The organism is Haematospirillum sp. 15-248, assembly GCF_012102665.1.
GTDB lineage: Bacteria > Pseudomonadota > Alphaproteobacteria > Rhodospirillales > Rhodospirillaceae > Haematospirillum.
Genome location: NZ_JAAVTF010000004.1, coordinates 136539 through 157256 on the forward strand (window position 1 = coordinate 136539; position 20718 = coordinate 157256).

Below are 20718 nucleotides of genomic sequence, written 5' to 3' on the forward strand. Positions count from 1 at the left end.
ACGGGGGTCATGGGGGAAAAAGGTGACAAGTCATTCCGGGCGACGCTGGAGCGGGATGCCCTGGCCATGCATGCATCGGGTCGTCCGGGCAAGATCGAGATCGTACCGACCAAGCCGCTGACCACCCAGCGAGACTTGTCCTTGGCCTACAGTCCCGGTGTTGCCGCGCCTTGCCGCGAGATTGCCCGGGATCCGTCCCTGGCGTACGATTATACGACAAAGGGCAATCTGGTTGCCGTTATTTCCAATGGTACCGCCGTTCTTGGGCTTGGTGATATCGGCGCTCTGGCCGGTAAGCCGGTGATGGAAGGCAAGGCGGTTCTGTTCAAGAAATTTGCCGATGTGGATTCCATCGATCTTGAGGTCGATACGCATGATGTGAACGAATTTATCAACTGCGTTCGTTTCTTGGGTCCCAGTTTTGGCGGCATCAATCTTGAGGATATCAAGGCCCCGGAGTGTTTCATCATCGAGCAGCAACTGCGCGAGATCATGGACATTCCGGTTTTTCATGACGACCAGCATGGCACCGCAATCATTGCGGCGGCCGGGCTGATCAATGCCTGCAAGTTGACCGGTCGCCAGCTGAACGAGGTACGGATTGTTGTCAACGGGGCCGGGGCCGCCGGGATTGCCTGTGTCGAACTGATCAAGGCCATCGGCGTGCGTCACGAGCATGTCACCCTGTGTGATACCAAGGGTGTTGTGTACGTGGGGCGGACCGAAGGCATGAACCAGTGGAAATCCGCTCATGCCATCCAGACGCCGGCCCGCACGCTGGCCGAGGCCATGGAGGGGGCAGACGTCTTTCTGGGGGTATCGGTCAAGGGGGTCGTCACGCCGACCATGCTGGAATCCATGGCGGCACGCCCGATTGTTTTCGCTATGGCCAACCCGGATCCGGAGGTCACACCGGAAGAGGTGTATGCAGTGCGGACCGATGCGATTGTTGCAACCGGGCGATCGGATTACCCGAATCAGATCAACAATGTGCTTGGATTCCCCTATATCTTTCGCGGCGCCCTGGATGTGCGGGCCCGTACCATCAACGAGGAAATGAAGATTGCCTGTGCCAAGGCTTTGGCCGCCATGGCGCGCGAGGATGTCCCCGATGAGGTGGCGGCGGCTTATTCCGGTCGGCGGCTTCAGTTCGGGCCTGAATATCTGATCCCGGTTCCCTTTGATCCCCGACTTGTATCGACCATTCCCCCCGTGGTGGCAAAGGCGGCTATGGATAGCGGGGTTGCCCGTCGTCCGATCGAGGATATGGACGCATACCGGAGCGCCCTTGCTGCACGTCTCAACCCCATGGTCGGGTCCATGCAGGCGATTTTTGCCGAAGTGGCCGCTCGCTCATGCCGGGTTGTCTTTGCCGAAGGTGAGGAAGAAAAAGCAATCCGTGCGGCTCTCGCATTCCGGAATGCCGGTTATGGGTATCCGGTTCTGGTTGGCCGCAAGGAACGGATTGCCGCCACAGTCAGCAGCCTTGGACTGGATGCCGATGCCCTGGAGGGGGTGGAAATCCATAACGCCGCCCTGTCGGAGCGGAACCATTATTACGCGGACCATGTGTACAGTCGGATGCAGCGGCGCGGGCTGTTGTGGCGGGACTGCCTGCGTCTGGTCAATCAGGACCGGAACGTGTTCGGGGCCTGTATGGTCTGCCTGGGGGATGCCGATGCCATGGTGACCGGCCTGACCCGTACCCATGGAAGTGTTCTCAAGGGGCTTTTAAAAGTTGTGGATCCCAAGCCGGGATCCCGTATCTTCGGGATGACAATCATGCTGTCGCGTGGCCGGACAGTGTTTATTGCCGATACCACCATTCACGAAACGCCCTCGGCGGAGGAGCTGGCCGACATTGCCGTCGGTGCAGCGGCCAGGGTGCGGCAGATGGGGCATGAGCCAAGGGTGGCCCTGGTCAGTTATTCCACGTTCGGCAGCCCGATGGGGCCGGATACGGCCCGTGTTCGTGATGCGGTCCGTCTTCTGGATGCACGGGATGTCGACTTTGAGTACGACGGCGACCTTGGGGCCAACGTGGCCCTGGACAGCGAGCTGATGAAAGTATACCCGTTCTGCCGTCTGTCAGGGCCGGCGAATATTCTGGTCATGCCCGGACAGCATTCAGCCAATGTGGCCTACAAGCTGATGGACAAGATGGGTGGAGCGACGGTCATCGGTCCAATGATGATTGGCCTGGATGCGCCGGTACAGATTGTGCACTTGGACGCCAACGTCTCTGATCTGGTGACGATGGCGGTTCTGGCCGTTCACGATTCCCTGCGCCGTTGAGCGGAAAGTGTCACCAAAATTTCTCTTTTCCGGACAATCCGATCCGGATCATTCTGTTGGATCCCGTATTCTGGCAGGCACTGTTGCTATTTCATGCTTACAGTCTGCCCCGGATCAAGGATTGACTATGCCCGAAGCCCACAGGTCCGTTTCGTTGTCCCGTTGTGTTCGTGTTGCCTTGATTGGCAGTGTTCCCCCGGTGGGTGTGCTGATTGGCCTTGTGACGTTGGGCCGCCTGCCGGTCGGTGATGCCTTGTTGTCCTGGCTCTGCATCGTGGTTGGCCTGACGGTTCTGGTGCGGCCTTTTCTGGCTGATCTGGCTGCGGTTGCGGCTTGTTTGCGTGATGATGGCGTGGGGGAGGGCAGTCATCACCTGCCGGATCTCCGGTTCTCTGAAACCGGCCGCGACATTGTTCAAGCTGCGGCGACGCTCAGGAGCGAGATACGCCAACGGCTGAGACAATCCGAGCACATGGCCAATATGCATGGTTCCCTGATTGCCAATATGCCGCAGCCCCTGATTCTGGTTGGTCAGGACCAAATTGTCCTGACCGCCAGTCCGGCTGCGGGTGCGTTGTTTGCCAAGGATGTTGTCAACCGCCCGCTGGCATCAGTCCTGCGTGATCCGCCGGTTCTGGAAGCTGTTGCCGGAACCCTGCAATCCGGTGTTCCCCGATCCTTGAACCTTGTGGTGTCTTCTGGCCCGGTCGAGCGATACTTTGATCTGAAAATTGAACCAGTCCCGGCTCCAGAGGGTGACCGACAGGCTGTCTTGTTGTTTCACGATGTTACCGTTCTGGTTCGTGCCGAGAAAATGCGGGCTGACTTTGTTGCCAATGCCAGCCACGAGTTGCGTACGCCCTTGACAGGAGTCATCGGGTTCCTGGAGACCCTGAATGGCCCGGCCCGTGATGACCCTGATGCGCGGGAGCGGTTTCTTGGTATCATGTACCAGCAGGCCCTGCGCATGAAGCGACTGATTGATGACCTGATGTCCCTGTCACAGGTTGAGCTGCATGAGCATGCCCACCCGACAGAAGCCGTAAACTTGGCCCTTGTTGTCTCTGATGCAGTCGCGGCACTGGAACCTCAGGCGGAGGAGCGTGGCATATCCCTGGTGCTGGATGTTCCGGGCAGTCTGCCCCCGGTTCCCGGGGATGCTGATGAATTGTCTCAGGTCGTGCAGAACCTGTTGACCAATGCCATCCGTTACGGACAGGACAAGAGGCCGGTAACGGTCGAGATAAGGGTCGGAGGCAAGCCGCCCCCGTCCATGCCCCGTAACGGGCGTGATCATTGTCTGTCGCTGACGGTCCGGGATCATGGCGTTGGCATTCCGCGTGAGCATATTCCCCGCCTGACCGAGCGTTTCTACCGCGTTGATCCCGTTCGTTCCCGTCAGCTGGGGGGAACCGGGCTGGGACTGGCCATCGTGAAGCATATTGTCAACCGCCACCGTGGTACACTGCATATCGACAGCACTCCGGGGCAGGGTAGCGCCTTCAGTGTATGGCTCCCCTACATGGAGCAACATTGTCACCAGACAGGGAAAACGGGCTGACATCCGTTGCTCCGGCGGCGCTTTTGGTCAATGATGCGCCCCCGCCCCGGAGTGGGCCGTTTTTGTTGTTGAGGAGGTATAGGCTGTGCCCGGTAATCCGCATACGGTCCGGTCGTTTGACCATGACATCAATCGTCTGAACCAGACCATTGCCCATATGGGGGGATTGGCGGAAGCACAGCTGGTATCAGCCCTTCAGGCCATGGAGCAGGGCGATACGGATCTGGCGGCGCGTGTGATCGGGGCGGATGGCCAGGTTGACGGTGACGAGGACAGTATCAATGAACAGGTTGTGCGCCTGCTGGCCCTGCGTCAGCCGGTTGCCGATGATCTTCGCCTGATCATGTCGTCGCTCAAGGTTGCCTCGGCCCTGGAGCGGATTGCCGACCATGCAACCTCGACCGCTCACCGCGTTGAGGTATTGCGCCAGTCACCACATATCCCGGCCATTCGGTCGGTCCTGCGGTTGGGCTGGCTGGTACGCGACCTTCTCAAGGAATCCCTGGATGCCTTCCTTGCCCAGGATACAGACCGTGCCCACAAGGTGCGCGACAGCGACCGGGAGGTTGATGACCTGTACTCATCCCTGTTCCGCGAGCTTCTGACCTATATGATGGAGGACCCGCGCAACATCACACCGTGCACGCACTTGATGTTTATTGCCAAGAATCTGGAGCGTGTTGGTGACCATGCCACCAACCTGGCCGAGATTACCTGTTTTATTGTGACGGGCCAGCAGGTGACCGGGCAGCGTCCCAAGGCGGACCAGAGTTCTTCGATGAGTTTGTAGGGGTTGTTCAAGGGCTGTAAGAAGCAACACGGCGGCTGATAAAAAGCCGCCGTGTCTTTTTTGCCCTGTCTGAGCGGGCTACGCCTTACCCTTTTTGCTTGGCCCGCTCGATCGCTTCGGCAATGGCCCTGCCGGCAGCCTCGGCGTCACCCCAGCCCTTGACCTTTGCCCATTTTCCTTCTTCCAGATCCTTGTAATGCACGAAAAAGTGCTCGATCTGCCGGATCAGGGTTGACCGCAGGTCTGTATAGTTCTGCACGTTGTCGTGATAGGGATGCAGTTTCGAATGCGGCACAGCCAGGATTTTCTCATCCCCGCCAGACTCATCTTCCATGTACAGGACCCCGACAGGGCGCGACCGCAGCACGGACCCGACAGCCACAGGCATGTTGCTCACCACCATGACATCGATCGGGTCATTGTCCTCGGAAAGGGTATGCGGGATAAAGCCGTAATTGCACGGATAGTGCATGGCCGTGTGCAGGAAGCGGTCGACGTACATTGCTCCGCTTTCCTTGTCGACCTCGTATTTAACCGGGTCGCTGCGCAGGGGAATCTCAATAATAACATTGACATCATGCGGAGGGTTGTTTCCGACAGGGATCTTCTTGATATCCATCTGATATGGCCTCGGTTGTCCGGTTGCCGCAGCAGGAAAGCCTGCGTGGCAAACCTGGATGAGAACGGGTGAATCCTAATGGCAGTATGGCCGGGATGCACCAGGGAATTGGTCTCTGTTTCCCGTTGGTTTTGTACGTGTCAGACAGGACCTGTATCTTCGGCCCGAATTGGAAGGCGGGGTGGCGTAATCGACAGGTGCCGTTCAACCATCTTCAGCGCAAGTGTCAGGCCGTAGATCATCAACAGATAAATCAGTCCGGCTGCGAGCAAAACTTCCAACGGTTTGTAAGTTCGTGCGATAATAATGTTTGCACTTCCCGTCAGCTCGGCAAGCGTGATGGCGGATGCCAGCGCAGACCCCTTGATCAGGAAGATGATCTCGTTTCCATAGGCAGGCAGACACATCCGGCAGGCCCTTGGCAGGACAATACGCCAGATGACCTGTCGACGCGTCATCCCCACGGCGTGGGCTGCCTCAACCTCGCCAGCTGGCACGGCAACGATACTTCCACGCAGTATTTCCGCAGAGTAAGCCGCCGTATTCAGGGTGAAGGCGATCAGGGCGCACCAGTATGAATCCCGCAACAGGGGCCACAACAGACTGTCACGAACAGCTTCAAACTGGCTGAGCCCGTAGTAGATCAGGAAGATCTGGATCAGCAACGGAGTCCCGCGGAAGAAAAAGATGTAGGACCACGGAAGAGCCTGTATCCACCAAGGCCCCCCGATGCTGCGCAACACACCCACCGGCACGGCAATGAAAAAGCCGATGATGACTGAAAGTGTCACCAGCTCTGCTGTCAGAACCGCGCCGTCAAGCAGGTGCGGCAGGCTTGAGATCATCAGGTCAAGGCTGAAGTCCATGGTCGTAAAACCTCAGGCAGGGCGGCGGATGCCGTGGTATGTCCTTTTTTCGAGGACATGGAGTACGGCGGTTGTAACCGCTGTCAGCAGCAGGTACAGGGCAGCGGCTGCAGAAAACATGGTAAAGGAATCCCGTGTTGCGGTACGGGCCATGTCGGCCTTGTACATAAGGTCGTGCACACCGATGACAGAGACCAGGGCGCTGTCCTTCAGCAGAACGAGGAACAGGTTCCCCAGTCCGGGAAGGGCCAGCCTCCAGACCTGGGGCAGGATAATGCGACGGAATACAAGAAAGCGCCCCAATCCTATAGCCGTACCGGCTTCGATCTGCCCCTTTGGGATTGATTGGAGGGCACCACGGAAAACTTCGGTGGCATAGGCGCCAAAGGTTGTGGCCAGTGCCAGGCATCCGGCCGCAAAAGGTTTCAGTTCTAGGGGCCACCCCGGAATCAGGCCCAGCAGCCACGAACCACCATAGTAGACCAGAAGGACGACCAGCAGTTCCGGTAATCCGCGCAGAACGATTGTATAGAGCTCAGCCAGTCCCCGCAGGGGCGCAGGGCCATAGACCTTGGCCGTTCCGCCGGCCATGCCCAACACAATACCAATGCACACAGAAACCACAGAGACCTGCACGGTCACGAGAAGACCTTCCAGGAGTTGTAGGCCAAAGCCGTATAGCAAGATACAATCCTCTACGGTTGGCGGCCTTTGCTTCTGTCACAAAGCGGCAGGCCACCGTGGTGGGTATCAGTAGATGTCAAACGGGAAGTAACGCGCGTTGATCTTTGCGTAGGTTCCATTCTCGCGAATGGTCTTGAGGGCGCTGTTCAGGCGTTCACGCAGGGCATCCCCCTTGCGCACGGCAATGCCGACCTTGTCACCATCGTAAAGGACCGGACCCTTGAACTCGAATTTTTCCCCCATTTTCGACTGCAGCCAGTCATAGGTGACATAAACATCGGCGATGATGCCATCCAAGCGTCCGGATGCCATATCGGAAAAGACTTCTTCCTGGCCGGCATAGAGCTTCAGGTCCACGCCCTTGTAGTTCTGTTCAAACCAGATTGCCGCAAATGTCGCGCGTTGGGCACCAATAGTCTTCCCCCGCAGGCCTGCCCTGGAGATATCCAGCGGCTTGCTCTTCGGACCACTGAACTGTAGCTTGTTCGAGTAGTAAGGGCTTGTGAAATCAACTGCTTTCTTGCGTTCTTCAGTAATCGACATTGAGGCAATGACTGCATCGTACTTTCGTGCCATAAGGCCGGGGATAATGCCATCCCAGTTCTGGGTGACAATTTCACACTCCGCCTTCATGGTTTTGCACAGGGCCTTGGCAATATCGACATCAAAGCCGACCAACTCTCCCTTGCCGTTGACGCTGCTGAACGGGGGGTAGGTTCCCTCGGTTACAATGCGGATCTTTTCGGCAGCAACAGCGCCGGATGCAGACGCAAAAGCAAGAACCGCCGCCATGATACAGCTGACAATTTTTTCCACGAGAGCACCCTCCTTGCGTTTTCGGGGTTATGATTGACTGTTTTTATTATGCCGCTCAGGACAGGTGGCTGGAAAGGAACTGACGCAGCCGGGGTGATGATGGGTTGGTCATGACCTGAGATGGATGTCCCTCTTCTTCTATCCGCCCCTGGTGCAGGAAGACAACCCGGTTCGAAACATCACGGGCAAAGCTCATTTCGTGTGTGACAACCAGCATTGTCCGGCCTTCCTCGGCCAGTCCACGCATGACACCAAGCACCTCTGCCACCAGCTCGGGGTCCAGGGCACTGGTTGGTTCGTCGAACAGGATAACCTGCGGATCCATCGCCATGGCCCTGGCTATGGCCGCCCGTTGCTGCTGCCCACCGGAAAGATGGGACGGGTGTACGTGACGCTTGTCTGCAATACCCACCTTGGCCAGAAGAGCTTCAGCCTTTTCATTTGCCTCTCGCCGGGAGAGGCCGAGAACCTGGACAGGGCCTTCGGACACATTCTCCAGAATGGTCATGTGTGGCCACAGGTTGAAGTTCTGGAAGACAAAGCCCAAGCGGCGTCGCAGTGCGGTCACCTGTCGTTCGCTGGCAACAGCCATGCCCCCGTTACGGTCGGGGCGCATGCGGATTTCTTCTTCCCCAATGCGGATCGTACCTGAATCCGGCACTTCCAGCAGGTTCAGGCATCGCAGGAACGTGCTTTTTCCCGACCCCGAGGAGCCAATGACAGAGATGACATCGCCTTCAAGAGCTGTAAGGGAAACGCCCTTCAGGACCTCCAGTCCATGGTAGCTCTTGTGGATATTGTCGGCAACCAGGGCAACAGCCCTGTTGTCACCGGGGATCGCTTCACTTTGCACCGTATCCTCGACAGCGGGAGCCGGAGCGCAATGGTCTTGCTTGTGCCCCGGAATTGCAGAAGAGGGCTTGTTCTGTGCCAGTTTGCAGATCTTGTCAAGAATGTTTGTTTTCATTTGATTCGCAAAGTCCTTGAATTGCGGCTTGTTTTATTCACATTGATCCGCCTTTCAGGCTTCATTGCATAGTTTATCGTGTTGCTTCTCTCTCCATGATGCTCATTATATCGCATCCTTCTACATGTATTTATCTTTCAGTCATCATTCTGGGATGTTCTTGTCGTCTTTGTGCATCATATTTGTAGTTATATCCGTCATAATGACGAAAATTTACATCATTATGTTAATTCATGTCCGTTCGCTCCTCTGTGATCCTTGTTGCCTGGAAGTACGGCAGTCCTGTACGTTTCCCACGGATTTAAGGGTGTGGTCGGGTGCCTGGGCATGAAAAACATAAATTTGACGTCTGACAATGTTGATGGCTGTTCGCCGGAGATCCTGCATGCCTTGACGGTGGCATCGGTTGGCAGTGCAGCTGGCTATGGCGCTGATGACTGGACAGCCCGGGCCCAGGATTCCTTCCGGGAAGTGTTCGAGAAGCCTGATCTGGTCATGTGGCCGGTTATAACGGGAACCGCTGCCAACAGCTTGTCCCTGTCTGCCCTGTGTCCGCCCTGGGGCAGTATTATCTGTCAGCAGGACAGCCATGTAATGGGTGATGAGGCTGCTGCACCGACGGTTTTGGGTGGTGGGGTCCAGTTGATTCCCGTTCCGGGAGAGCAGGCTAAACTGTCACCCGAAGGCGTGGAGGTGGCCTTTTCCCGTTCCTCTTCCCATGGAATTCATCGTGCCAGGGCTGCGGCTGTGACCCTGACGCAGGCTACCGAACTTGGAACGGTTTACAGCCTTGATGAGATCGAGGCTGTATGCTCCGTTGCCCGGTGCTTGGGAATGGCTGTGCACATGGACGGTGCACGTTTTGCCAATGCCGTTATGGCGACGGGTGTTTCTCCGGCGGATATGACTTGGAGGGCCGGGGTGGACGCCTTGTCATTCGGGGCAACCAAGAACGGGGCATGGGCGGCAGAGGCTGTTTTGTTCTTTGATCCCCGGCATGCGGACACCTTCGGGCATCTTCTGAAGCGGACCGGCCACCTTCTCAGCAAGAGCCGTTTTGTGAGTGCCCAGCTGGAAGCGATGCTGGATGATGGCCTTTGGCTACGCAATGCATACAATGCCAACGCCATGGCCGCGCGCCTTGCTGCTGGTCTTGGTGATCTCCCGGGTGTGGAACTTGTCATGCCGGTTCAGGTTAACGAGGTCTTTGTGCGCCTGGCTCCGGGCATGGCCGATGCGCTCTCGGCCTCCGGTATTGGTTTCTGCCCATGGTCGGACCTTGGGCCTGATGTTGTCCGTATGGTTTGTTCCTTTGCCACCAGCGTCGAGGATGTAGACAGTGTCTTGGAAATGGTGCAGACCCTTTCCGGGTCTCTGTCCGGTGTTGGTTGACTCCGTCTTTACAGCGTCTCCACGTCGTCCTAGAACTGGCCATTCAGGATTATGAACGTCCGCTGCGCCCCAGTCTGAAGAAGTACCCCCATGAAGACAACCAATGATATCCGTGCCACTTTTCTTGACTATTTTGGTCGTCATGGCCACCAGATCGTTGAGTCAAGCCCCTTGGTGCCCCGTAATGATCCGACGCTGATGTTCACCAATGCGGGGATGGTGCAGTTCAAGAATGTCTTTACCGGTCAGGAAACGCGCCCATGGACGCGGGCGGCCAGTTCGCAGAAGTGTGTTCGGGCAGGGGGAAAGCACAACGATCTCGACAATGTGGGGTATACAGCCCGTCATCACACCTTCTTTGAAATGCTGGGGAATTTCTCTTTCGGTGATTATTTCAAGGAAGAGGCCATCCATCATGCCTGGACGCTGGTGACCCGTGAGTTTGGTCTGCCTGCTGACCGGCTTCTGGTGACGGTGCACACTTCGGACGAGGACGCCGCCGGTTTGTGGCGTCGCATATCAGGTCTGCCGGACAGCCGTATCATTCGCATTCCAACGATGGATAATTTCTGGATGATGGGGGAGACGGGTCCGTGTGGTCCGTGTTCGGAAATCTTCTTTGACCATGGTCCGGGTATTGCCGGTGGTCCTCCTGGCAGCGCTGATCAGGATGGCGACCGTTTTATCGAAATCTGGAACCTGGTTTTCATGCAATTTGAACAGGTTGATGCCGAAACCCGGATCAATCTGCCCCGACCGTCCATTGATACGGGGATGGGTCTGGAACGCTTTGCCGCCATTCTTCAGGGCAAGCACGATAATTACGATATTGATCTGATGCGTGGCCTGATCGAAGCCGTGGCCGATGTTGCCAATACGGATCCGGATGGTCCGCACAAGGTAAGTCACCGTGTGATCGCCGATCACCTGCGTGCAGCATGCTTCCTGATTGCCGATGGTGTCCTGCCATCCAACGAGGGGCGGGGTTATGTCCTGCGCCGGATTATGCGCCGGGCCATGCGTCATGCCCATATCATGGGATGCCGGGAACCGGTCATGTACCGTCTGGTGCCCGCCTTGCTGCGGGCCATGGGCCTGGCGTTCCATGAGCTGGAGCGTGCCCATGCCCTGATTGTCGAAACGCTGCGTCTGGAAGAAACCCGTTTCCGTCAGATGCTGGAGCGTGGCCTGCGCCTGTTGGATGCGGAGAAAGAGAGGCTGCCCTCTGGCGGGACCTTGCCCGGCGGTGTCGCCTTTACCCTGTACGATACTTATGGCTTTCCGCTGGACCTGACACAGGATGCCTTGCGTGGCGAGGGGTATACCGTTGACCTGGATGGTTTCCATACAGCCATGGACCAGGCGCGTGAAAAGGCACGGAAGTCCTGGGCTGGTTCGGGGGAGGCGGCAACCGATGCTGTCTGGTTCGAACTGCGTGAGAGTGTCGGGGCAACCGAGTTTCTGGGGTATGCCACCGATGAGGCCGAGGGCAAGATCCTGGCCCTGCTTGTTGATGGCAAGCGTGTGGACCGTGCCGAAGCGGGGCAGACCGTTTCTGTTGTGGTGAATCAAAGCCCGTTTTACGGCGAATCCGGTGGCCAGGTCGGTGACCGTGGGGTCATTGCTCTTGTCGAGGGTACGGGGCGCGTATCCGTAACTGATACCCAGAAGAAGCTGGGTGACCTGATTGTGCATGCCGGCCTTGTGGACGAGGGGGTGCTTGCTGTTGGTGGTGCTGTATTCCTGAGAGTGGATACGGAAACCCGTCTGGCCATCCGGGCCAATCACTCGGCAACGCACCTGCTGCACACGGCCTTGCGCCGGCGGCTTGGGGAACATGTCACCCAGAAGGGATCTTTGGTTGATGCTGATCGCCTGCGCTTTGATATTGCGCATCCCCGTGCGGTGACTGCTGCGGAGATTGCCGTTGTCGAGGCTGATGTCAACGCGGCGATCCGGGCCAATGTCGAGGTTGTCACCCGTCTGATGGATCCTGATTCCGCGATCAAGGCCGGTGCTATGGCCTTGTTTGGTGAGAAGTACGGTGATGAGGTGCGTGTTGTCAGTATGGGGGATGTGTCAACGGAGCTGTGCGGTGGCACGCATGTTAGCCGTACCGGTGATATTGGTTTGTTGCGGATTGTGTCCGAGAGTGCGGTTGGGGCCGGGGTGCGCCGGATCGAGGCGGTCACCGGTCGGGGAGCTTTGGACTGGATTTCTGTCCGCGAGGGCCTGTTGTCCAGGGCGGCTGAGGCACTGAAGGCTGCTCCCGCAGAGGTTCCGGAGCGTGTTGCCGCATTGGTAGAGGAGCGTCGCCGGCTTGAGCGGGAGTTGGAAGATCTGCGTCGGAAGGCCGCACTTGGAGGTGGATCGGGCGGACAAGGAATTGCGCCCGTGACGGTTGATGGTGTCTCTTTCGTGTCGCGCCTGTTGGATGATGTACCTGGCAAGGACCTCAAGGGGATTGCCGATGACCTGATGCGCCAGATTGGGTCGGGGGTTGTTGCCTTGGCTTCGTCCTTTGAAGGAAAGGCGAGTCTGGTTGTGGCTGTCTCTCCCGATCTGGCCAGTCGTTTCAATGCCGTAGATCTGGTTCGGGCCGGTTCGTCTGTTGTTGGCGGCAAGGGAGGCGGTGGTCGTCCCGACATGGCCCAGGCCGGGGGACCGGATGGTGCTGCTTCCGGGGCAGCGCTGGACGCGATCCGGTCCAGCCTTGCTGGCTGAGAAGGCGAGAAAATGGCACCTGAAGGCAGGGCAATCTGCCCCTCTGCTGCGCTGCACAATTCCGGTCTTGACTTTTAGGGTAAGAGGGGGCACTTTTGTCTCATGCTGCGGTGCAGTGTGAACTGTCTTCCTCTACAAGGCTTGGCCCTGTTTTCTCTGGGCTATGCCTGCGAATGCCCCCGGGAGGGTCCGATGTTCAGGTCATTTGACGACGTTGTAAGTTTCAACAAGGCCAACGTTGATGCTTTTGTCCAATCCGGGAACCGTCTGGCCGCCGGAGTGGAGGAGATCGCCAAGGAAGTTTTCGGTTATACCGGAAAGACACTTGAGGTTGCTGTCCAAGGTAGCAAGGCCTTGGCTTCCTGCAAGAATCCGGATGATATGGCGCGCGTGCAGCAGCAGTTGGCGCGGGAGAGCTGGGACAAGGCTGTGGCCCAGTCTTCGAAGTTGTCCGAGATGGGTGCCATTGTGGCCCGTTCGGCGCTTGAGCCAATCCAGGCGCGTTACAAGAATGCGGTTGAGACCATGGTCTGAACGCATTATCCCTGAGTTCTTTCCTTGATGCCCGGCCGGGGTTTCTCCGGCCGGCTTTTTGTTTTTCAGCCTACATTGTTTTCTGTTGGACATGCTCTGTGTTGTCCCTATGGAATCGGTAGTTCCCTTCTGGTGCAATAAGATGCTTGAGCCTTTGGCCGGGAGCGTCTAGGGTGGGGTCCATTTCTCCGGGGACGTGGTGAAATGGTAAACACTGACGACTTAAAATCGTCCGACCTATGGTCTTGCGGGTTCAAGTCCCGCCGTCCCCACCATTGTCTTTCTATGTGATAATAAAGGATAATGTAGGCCGCTGAAGAGGCGCAAAGATTACTTTTGATGGGGAATAGAAGAGTTGTAAATTCTTTTGGTTGAAATTTCGGTGTATTCAGGACACGTTTATCTTTGGTTGTTTATGCATAGTCGAAAAGTTGTATTGGCTCAGGTATGGCAGGAGTGTCGGGAGAGTCCGGCAGGGGACAGGCAATTATGGCAGGTCAGGCACCCGCTTTCCATCGCGCGTCGGATCCGGCCCATCTTGTGTCCGGACAGCGCCATCTTGTCGAATTGTTCCTGTCTTCTTTCTTTATCAATGTAGTTGCCCTGGCATTGCCGCTGTCAATGCTGCAGATCTATGATCGCATTTTGCCTAATCATAATATGGCAACCCTTGATCTTCTGGCATTGGGTGTTATCAGCGCCTTGATCCTGGAAATGCTCTTGCGCACCTTGAGAGAGGGATTGGCCGGTCTTGTGTCGGCCCGCTTTGAACATCGTGGCCATTATGAAAGTTTGCGCAGGCTCTTGTCCCTGCCCATGTCTCGCTTCGAGAAAGACGGGGGGGGGACTCATCTGGAGCGTCTGTCATCAGTGGACAAGCTGCGTGACTTCCATGGTGGACGGATGCTGTTGGCCTTGGCTGACTTGCCTTTTATAGGGATATTTTTGTTTGTTATTCTCTTCCTGGGCGGGTGGCTTGTTTTCGTGCCCATCCTGATGACGGCTGTGTTTGTCATGGTGTCCCTGCACCAGGGGGACAAGCTGCGTTCTGCCACCGAAGAAACGGGTGAGCAGTATGAGCGTCGCTTCAATTTCATGTTGGAGACTCTGTCAGGCATCCAGACGGTCAAGGCTCTCTCTGCCGAGGCGCAGATGCTCAGGCGTTTTGAACGTCTCCTGGAGAATGCCATAAGTGGGCGCCACATCCTGGCTATTCGTCAGGGAGCCGTCCAGATGCTGGGGGCTATCTTTACCCAGGCTTTGACAGTCGGGACGGTTGCCTTTGGAGCCATGCTGGTTGTGGACCATCAGATGACAGTCGGGAGTCTGGGGGCCTGCACTATGCTGGCCGGGCGCATTGCCCCCCCTGTGCAGGCGGCTTTGTCTGTTTGGCTCCGCCGTCAAAGCAATACGATGGCAGAGCAGAGGGTTGCCGAAACGTTTGCCATTGCCTTGGATGAGGACAAAGATCCCTTGGTCATCGACAAGGGGGTTCTGACACTGGACAACGTCTGTTATGGGCGGAGGCCTGATGGATCATGGCTTCTTGATTCTGTGTCCCTTACTTTGCGTCCGGGGGATTCCATCAGCATTCGTGGTGCTAATGGCAGCGGAAAGTCCCTGTTGCTATGGTTGATGACAGGTCATCTTGTTCCCGAGCAGGGGCGTGTTCTGGTTGATGGGCAGGATCTTGCCAATGTGCGTCGGGATGATCTGTGGCAGGCGACCGGTTTTCTTGGCGAGCATGGCGAACTTGTTGCCGGTACTTTTCTGGAAAATCTGACGCTTTTTGATCACGAAAGGGAGCGTACAGCCCTTGCTGTGGCTGAAGAGCTTGGCTTGAATGAATTTGCTGCGTCCTTGGCCCAGGGGTTTGATGCTCCGCTGGGTGGTCGTATCGGCAGTGCCTTGCCCCGCGGGGTTATCCAGAGAATATCGATTGCAAGGATATTGGCTCTCGATCCTGCTGTTATTCTTTTCGATGATGCGAATACGCTTCTGGATGGAGCTTCGGACCAGCTGCTGATGCAGGCCATGCAGCGTCGGATGAAGGATCGCGCTTTTGTCATTGTGAGTCACAGGCCATCGACATTGAAAATAGCCCAGTGTCATTATGAACTGGTTGCTGGTCGTCTGGTTCCATTACCGGGTCCAGATGGTGTGGTCCGCGCGGTTCCTCCGGAACAGGGGGCGTGAGCGTGGTCATATCCGATGGTGATGTTGTCGATGGCTACAGCATGAACAAGGGGATAGGAGTCAGGGTGTCGCCAGAAGAGACTGGCCCTGATGCTACAGGTGCGGGGCCGGTACGCTACCGTTCCCGTCCGCTGGAGCTTCCCGACGAGTCATTGCTGACCCGCAATGACTTGGGGCTTTGTCTGCCTGTTCTTCTACGTGCGTTGGGTTGGGACGGGGATACTCGCCACTTGGTTGAGTCCCTGCCTTACTTCGGAGGTCCCCTGGACTTGACCGGTCTGCGCCGGACCATGGTTGATCTCGGTTTCTCCAGTGTTCTGAGGGTCGGGGTTGTTTCATCCATCCCGGACCGGGAACTGCCCTGTCTTTTTCTCCCTGACGATGCGGATGCCTGTGTTGTTCTGTCCCGGGAACACGATGGCTTGCATGTTTTCATGCCCGGTTATGGTGTTCAGGTTATTGATGACGTGAACCCTGGCGTTGCCCTTGTCTTCCAGGCGATTGAAGATCCTGATGCCCGGGCTTCTTCCTTGCGGGAAGGGTCGTGGCTGGGTGGCATCCTGATGCGGTTTCGTCCCCATCTGTGGATTGCCCTTGCCCTGACAGCTGTTATCACGTTGCTGGCGATTACATCCCCGCTGTATGTGATGGCGATCTATGATAGGTACATATCATCTGGGTCGCTTTCTACCTTGGGGTCTCTTGTCCTGGTCATGATTGTTGCCCTGACAGGTGAGCTTGGTGCCCGATCCTTGCGTACAAGGTTGCTGGCTCGAGTCGGCGCGCGAATCGATATTCTGGTCGGGCGGGCTGTTTTCGAGCGCCTTTTATATCTTCCGCCAAGTGTTACAGAAGGGGCCAGCGTTGGTGCACAAGTGTCCAGGGTCAAGGACTTCGACACGGTACGTGAGTTTTTGACCGGGCAGAGCGCCCAGTCTGTCCTTGACGTACCCTTCTCGGTTCTGGTAATCGCCAGCATGTACATTCTGGCTGGCTGGCTTGGGCTGGTCCCGACAATTGGTGCTCTTGTACTTGTTGCTATGGGTTTTCTGGCCAGAGAGCCCTTGCGCCGTCAGGTAGCCGAAGCTGCGCGGGCGACCTCAAACAGGCAGGAGCTTGCTATTGAGGCGGTGCGCCTTCACCGGCTGTTGCGTACGACGGGTGCGTTCTCTGTATGGTTGAACCGTTATCGCATTCGCTCTGCGCGGGCAGCGCAGGCTAATTTCGGGACCAACCAGACGGTTGCTTTCTTGGCTGTTGCCGCCCAGGGCGTTGTCATGTTGTGTGGCGTTGCCACGTTGTGGTTTGGCGCTGTGGCTGTCCTTGCCGGTGTGATGTCCACGGGTGGGCTTATTGCCTCGATGATCCTGTTGTGGCGCGCCTTGGCGCCGTTCCAGGCCGGGTTTATGGTGCTGGCTCGTTCCGAGCAGGTGCATTCCAGTATCCGCCAGATCGACCGGCTGATGGAGATGATACCCGAGCGTCCGCCTCATGCCTTGGTTCGGCCAGTGCGTGAACTGGGTGGTAGCATACAGGTCAGTCGCTTCAGTCTGCGTTACAGCCAGGATAGTGAACCGGCCCTGCTTGGTGTCAGCTTTGAAGTGAAGCCTGGTGAGGTGGTCGCCGTTGTTGGTCGGAATGGTGCTGGCAAGTCGACCCTGATCAAGGCGTTGGCCGGTGTTCTCAAAGGCCAGACCGGCATGGTCAAAGTTGATGGTATGGATATCCGTCGCTTTGATCCGCTGGAGTACAGAAGGGTTATTGCCTGGTGCCCGGAAGAGCCGGAGATCTTTCGGGGTACGGTGATCCAGAATATCCAGCTGGCTGACCCGTCGGCGTCCTTGGCTGATATTCAGGAGGTAGCCGGTCTGGTTGGTTTGGCTGATGACCTGAGGGAGCTGCCCGATGGTCTGGAAACGCGGTTTGGTGACCAGAAAGTTGCCTCTCCCAGTGTGCGGACCCGCATAGCCCTTGCCAGGGTTCTGATGCGCAAGGATGCGCCGATCGTTCTTCTGGATGAACCGGCAGGTGGGTTGGATGCTGCCGGTGACGAGGCTTTGATGAACGTGATCCGCCGCTTGCAGGGCAGGGTTACGGTTGTTGTGGTGACGCATCGTCCCAGCCATGTCCGGCTTGCAGACAAGCTTCTGGAGCTGCGTGATGGTCAGGTTGTGCGTTTTGTGGATGTTGAATCGCTGACACCCTCCCGGCCGACTCCCCCCGTGGAGCAGGCAGAAAAGAGTGATGGAAAAGGACAGAAGCCTGACAATGGCCCCTGACAAGGTAGTGCAAACAGCAATAGCGCATCCGGTTGTTGAGCGTGGCCGCCGTCGGCAGCGTCCTCAGGCCCATGTCGTGCACTTGGAAGAAGATATCAGCGACCATCGTCGCAGGCTTCTGTTTATCGTTGCTGCTATTGTTTTTGCATTTACCGTTTGGGCTTCTACACAGCCGGTTGCCGAGACGGCGGTGACGTCCGGTCAGGTTGTGCCTGTTGATCCTGTACTGAAGATCCAGCACTTCGAGGGCGGTATTGTCCGTGAGGTTCTGGTGCAGGAAGGCGATCACGTATCCATGGGCCAGCTGTTGTTGCGTCTTGATCCAGCTGCCTTTGAGGCAGAGCAAGGTCAGTTGCTGACGCGTCGTGCCTTTCTGGAGTTCCAGCTCGGGCGGTTGCGTGCCTTTGCAGCGGGAGAGGATGTGGACTTGTCATCTTTGTCCGGGGGCAACTTTGCTTCTATCGGGGAAGATCAGCAGGCCATTCTTGCGGCGCAGATTCGTTCCCTGAAGGACAGAAGATCTGTTCTGCAAAGCCGGCTGGGGCAGCGCAAAGCGGAAGAGGCAGGCCTGGTTCAGCAGCTTCAGTCCAGCGCCAAGGAAGTTTCGGCCCTCTCGCAGGAACGGGATGTTTATCGTCGTCTTTTCCAGCAGGGGATTGGCTCCAAGATCAGCATGTTGCGTGCGGAGCGGGAGCTTGCCGGCCGGCAGGCAGAGCAGTCCCGGATGCAGGGGCAGCTGGAAAGTGTTCGCGGCAGTATCGCCGAAGTGACGCAGCAGTTGATGGAGCTTGAAAGCAGTGGCCATGAAGAGACGGTAAACCGCATTGGTGCCGTGGCTGCAGAGCTTGCAGAAGTTGAGGAAGCCTTGGGGCGTGCCCGTGACAAGGTGAATCGGCTGACGGTTACGGCTCCGTCTGATGGCGTGATCAAGGGGCTTGCTGTCAGGCATGCCGGCGAGGTGGTAACGCCCGGGCAATTATTGGCCGAAATTGTGCCCGGTGCGGGAGAGATGGTTGTCGAGTCCCGTATAGCAACAAAAGACATTGGCGCGGTTGAGGTTGGTCAGACCGTGCGGGTCAAGGTAACGGCTTTTGATTACGCTCGTTACGGAAGCATTGATGGAACCTTGGAATTAATATCGGCCACAACATTTTTTGATGAACAGGGACAACCTTATTACAAGGCTCGTATCCGTTTGTCCCAGAACTGGATTGGAAAGATCCACAACAGGCTTTTGCCTGGCATGGTTGTGCAGGCTGATATCTTGACCGGCGAAAAGACGCTGATTGAGTATCTCCTGAAACCAATCTACGTAGCGGCAACCCAAGCCTTCACAGAGCGCTGAGAAACACAGCTCTGTACGGGTTTCCAAAACACGTATACACATTAAGGATTGCTGCAACCGTTGCACGGGGCAGCGGCCTTGGTATCAATCTGTTGTTTTGAAGAGGTTCGTATGACAGACAAGAACTCTACGGTGGTTCTGCCTGAAGAGGTGGAGAACATTACTCCGGGTGTGTCTTCTGTGTCTGGGCAGGCCGATCTCTTTGATGAGGTTTTATCGGGTGATATTGCCAATCTCAGGCCGCGTGTCGCGGGTGATGACGAAATAGATGATCCATTGGACGCCATTGCGCGTGAAGCCAATGATGACAGCCAAGAACAGAATCGTTCGGAACGCAATCTGACGAGCCATGCAACGACCCATACCGGCAGCCGTCGCGATATGGATGTGAATGGTTATATCTCTGATGACGAAGAAACGCTGGTTACCTCTTCAGGGTTGGAAGAGCGCCGGCAGGTCTCCGATATTCAGGAGACCGGGGGTGAAGTTGTCACGCAAGCACAGTCTGGATCCGTATCTGTAGACCGTTCGGAAGTCTCGGTGGAGCGTCAGGAGCAACGCTCCGGGCTTGTGGAGACGGAGGACGAAGATAACGAGGACGCTGACGGCACGGATGAATCTATTTCTGTTGAAGATCAAGAAATAACGGCTTGGCGTGGTGACCGTCGGCGTCGGGATTCGGATGAGGAGTATACTCAGCCTGACGGCGAAGAGAGCGATGCGCTTGTTGAAGAGACTCTGGAGCCAGAGATCTTGGATGCCGTTGTTCTGCCGACTGAGGAGCGACATGCGGATATTGCGCCCATTTCGGATGGTCTTTCGGCTTTGTCGGTTGCGCCGGTTACGGTTCCTGAAACGGCGGCTGGTGCGGTTGTGCCGCTGACGATTTCCTATGAGGAAAAGGACGGCAAGGAAGCGACGACGTTTGCGATCAGCCTGAAGGATGCTCCGGCCGGGACGCAGGTCGGTTATCGTGACGGTAAAGGCACCTTCATTGAGGTGCCTGGCGGGACACTGGACGAGACGCAGGTCACAACGGCTGCGGTGAAGGTTCCTGCGCATTGGAGCGGCGCTTTTAGGGCGACGGTCACGGCGACGTCGACAGATGCAGGTGCCCCATCGTCTGCCGTTCGTACCGCCGGTGTCGCGGTCAATGTGACGCCGGTTATTGATGTACCGGACCTGAGGGCTGGGTCCGATCCTGTGACAACGCAAGAGGACACGGTTGTTTCCCTTGGGATCCAGCCGGTTTCCCTTGTTGACACGTCCGAGACGCTTTCGGTGAGTGTGTCCGGTTTGCCCGCGGGTGCGGTCCTCGGGACGCTGGCCGGGGACGTGTTTACGCCGCTTGCGACATCCGGCGGTCCGGACACGAGCCATGCTGTTGCTGCCAGCAAGGTTGGCACGCTTGCGGTGCGCCCGCCGGAGAATTGGAGCGGCGCTTTCACGGCGAGGGTCAGGGCGACGGTTGTTGACACGCCGGAGGGCGGTGGCAATGCGGTCACGAAAACCGTTGATGTTCCTGTCGCGGTCAATGTGACGCCGGTTATTGATGTACCGGACCTGAGGGCTGGGTCCGATCCTGTGACAACGCAAGAGGACACGGTTGTTTCCCTTGGGATCCAGCCGGTTTCCCTTGTTGACACGTCC

General features: G+C 57.0%; 15 protein-coding genes and 1 tRNA gene. 11 read left to right on the top strand and 5 right to left on the bottom strand.

Annotated features, from left to right (window positions below):
- The first annotated feature begins 9 nt into the window (after positions 1 to 9).
- The 3 genes from HEQ72_RS05920 to phoU all read left to right on the top strand — a co-directional run bounded on the left by HEQ72_RS05920 (position 10) and on the right by phoU (position 4646).
- Positions 10 to 2295, top strand: coding sequence for an NADP-dependent malic enzyme (locus tag HEQ72_RS05920; protein WP_168020590.1), 2286 nt, complete (start codon positions 10 to 12; stop codon positions 2293 to 2295).
- 7 nt (positions 2296 to 2302) lie between these two features.
- Complete coding sequence (locus HEQ72_RS11720) at positions 2303 to 3856, top strand: sensor histidine kinase (protein WP_168022850.1); 1554 nt, start codon at positions 2303 to 2305, stop codon at positions 3854 to 3856.
- An 85-nt stretch (positions 3857 to 3941) separates the two neighbouring features.
- Positions 3942 to 4646, top strand: coding sequence for a phosphate signaling complex protein PhoU (phoU, locus tag HEQ72_RS05930; protein ID WP_168022851.1), 705 nt, complete (start codon positions 3942 to 3944; stop codon positions 4644 to 4646).
- Between the two features lie 85 nt (positions 4647 to 4731).
- On the opposite strand, the gene ppa is transcribed toward phoU, so the two are convergent.
- The 5 genes from ppa to HEQ72_RS05955 form a co-directional block, all read right to left on the bottom strand.
- Complete coding sequence (gene ppa / locus HEQ72_RS05935) at positions 4732 to 5265, bottom strand: inorganic diphosphatase (RefSeq protein ID WP_168022852.1); 534 nt, start codon at positions 5263 to 5265, stop codon at positions 4732 to 4734.
- 140 nt (positions 5266 to 5405) lie between these two features.
- Positions 5406 to 6131, bottom strand: coding sequence for an ABC transporter permease (locus tag HEQ72_RS05940; RefSeq protein ID WP_168020594.1), 726 nt, complete (start codon positions 6129 to 6131; stop codon positions 5406 to 5408).
- Between the two features lie 12 nt (positions 6132 to 6143).
- Positions 6144 to 6815 carry an ABC transporter permease gene (locus tag HEQ72_RS05945; RefSeq protein ID WP_168020595.1) on the bottom strand — a complete coding sequence of 224 codons (672 nt, stop codon included), beginning with the start codon at positions 6813 to 6815 and terminating at the stop codon, positions 6144 to 6146.
- A 66-nt stretch (positions 6816 to 6881) separates the two neighbouring features.
- Positions 6882 to 7631 carry a transporter substrate-binding domain-containing protein gene (locus tag HEQ72_RS05950; RefSeq protein WP_322099217.1) on the bottom strand — a complete coding sequence of 250 codons (750 nt, stop codon included), beginning with the start codon at positions 7629 to 7631 and terminating at the stop codon, positions 6882 to 6884.
- A 55-nt stretch (positions 7632 to 7686) separates the two neighbouring features.
- Complete coding sequence (locus tag HEQ72_RS05955) at positions 7687 to 8598, bottom strand: ABC transporter ATP-binding protein (RefSeq protein WP_168020596.1); 912 nt, start codon at positions 8596 to 8598, stop codon at positions 7687 to 7689.
- Between the two features lie 327 nt (positions 8599 to 8925).
- Here HEQ72_RS05955 and HEQ72_RS05960 point away from each other — a divergent pair, with 327 nt between their 5' ends.
- The 8 genes from HEQ72_RS05960 to HEQ72_RS05995 all read left to right on the top strand — a co-directional run.
- The gene (locus HEQ72_RS05960; RefSeq protein WP_168020597.1) at positions 8926 to 9990 is read left to right on the top strand and encodes a threonine aldolase family protein; all 1065 of its coding nucleotides are present in this window, start codon (positions 8926 to 8928) and stop codon (positions 9988 to 9990) included.
- 90 nt (positions 9991 to 10080) lie between these two features.
- On the top strand, positions 10081 to 12714 hold the full coding sequence (gene alaS / locus HEQ72_RS05965; RefSeq protein WP_168022853.1) for an alanine--tRNA ligase: 2634 nt from the start codon (positions 10081 to 10083) through the stop codon (positions 12712 to 12714).
- Positions 12715 to 12906: 192 nt separating this feature from the next.
- Entirely contained in the window at positions 12907 to 13248 is a 342-nt protein-coding gene (locus tag HEQ72_RS05970) for a phasin family protein (RefSeq protein ID WP_168020600.1), read from the top strand.
- A gap of 190 nt (positions 13249 to 13438) precedes the next feature.
- Positions 13439 to 13523 (top strand) — tRNA-Leu (locus HEQ72_RS05975).
- Positions 13524 to 13737: 214 nt separating this feature from the next.
- Complete coding sequence (locus HEQ72_RS05980) at positions 13738 to 15444, top strand: peptidase domain-containing ABC transporter (protein ID WP_168022854.1); 1707 nt, start codon at positions 13738 to 13740, stop codon at positions 15442 to 15444.
- Positions 15441 to 17723: a peptidase domain-containing ABC transporter gene (locus HEQ72_RS05985; RefSeq protein WP_168022855.1), complete on the top strand. Its 2283-nt coding sequence runs from the start codon at positions 15441 to 15443 to the stop codon at positions 17721 to 17723. The genes HEQ72_RS05980 and HEQ72_RS05985 overlap by 4 nt, the downstream gene beginning before the upstream one ends.
- The gene (locus HEQ72_RS05990; protein ID WP_168022856.1) at positions 17689 to 19068 is read left to right on the top strand and encodes an HlyD family type I secretion periplasmic adaptor subunit; all 1380 of its coding nucleotides are present in this window, start codon (positions 17689 to 17691) and stop codon (positions 19066 to 19068) included. The genes HEQ72_RS05985 and HEQ72_RS05990 overlap by 35 nt, the downstream gene beginning before the upstream one ends.
- 111 nt (positions 19069 to 19179) lie before the next feature.
- A partial coding sequence (locus tag HEQ72_RS05995; protein WP_168022857.1) for a hypothetical protein occupies positions 19180 to 20718 on the top strand: 1539 nt, incomplete at its 3' end.

Coding starts and splice junctions, on each gene's coding strand:
- HEQ72_RS05920 (WP_168020590.1), top strand. CDS start 10: ATGGGGGAAAAAGGTGACAAGTCATTCCGGGCGACGCTGGAGCGGGAT.
- ppa (WP_168022852.1), bottom strand. CDS start 5,265: ATGGATATCAAGAAGATCCCTGTCGGAAACAACCCTCCGCATGATGTC.
- HEQ72_RS05940 (WP_168020594.1), bottom strand. CDS start 6,131: ATGGACTTCAGCCTTGACCTGATGATCTCAAGCCTGCCGCACCTGCTT.
- HEQ72_RS05955 (WP_168020596.1), bottom strand. CDS start 8,598: ATGAAAACAAACATTCTTGACAAGATCTGCAAACTGGCACAGAACAAG.
- HEQ72_RS05960 (WP_168020597.1), top strand. CDS start 8,926: ATGAAAAACATAAATTTGACGTCTGACAATGTTGATGGCTGTTCGCCG.
- alaS (WP_168022853.1), top strand. CDS start 10,081: ATGAAGACAACCAATGATATCCGTGCCACTTTTCTTGACTATTTTGGT.
- HEQ72_RS05970 (WP_168020600.1), top strand. CDS start 12,907: ATGTTCAGGTCATTTGACGACGTTGTAAGTTTCAACAAGGCCAACGTT.
- HEQ72_RS05980 (WP_168022854.1), top strand. CDS start 13,738: ATGGCAGGTCAGGCACCCGCTTTCCATCGCGCGTCGGATCCGGCCCAT.
- HEQ72_RS05990 (WP_168022856.1), top strand. CDS start 17,689: ATGGAAAAGGACAGAAGCCTGACAATGGCCCCTGACAAGGTAGTGCAA.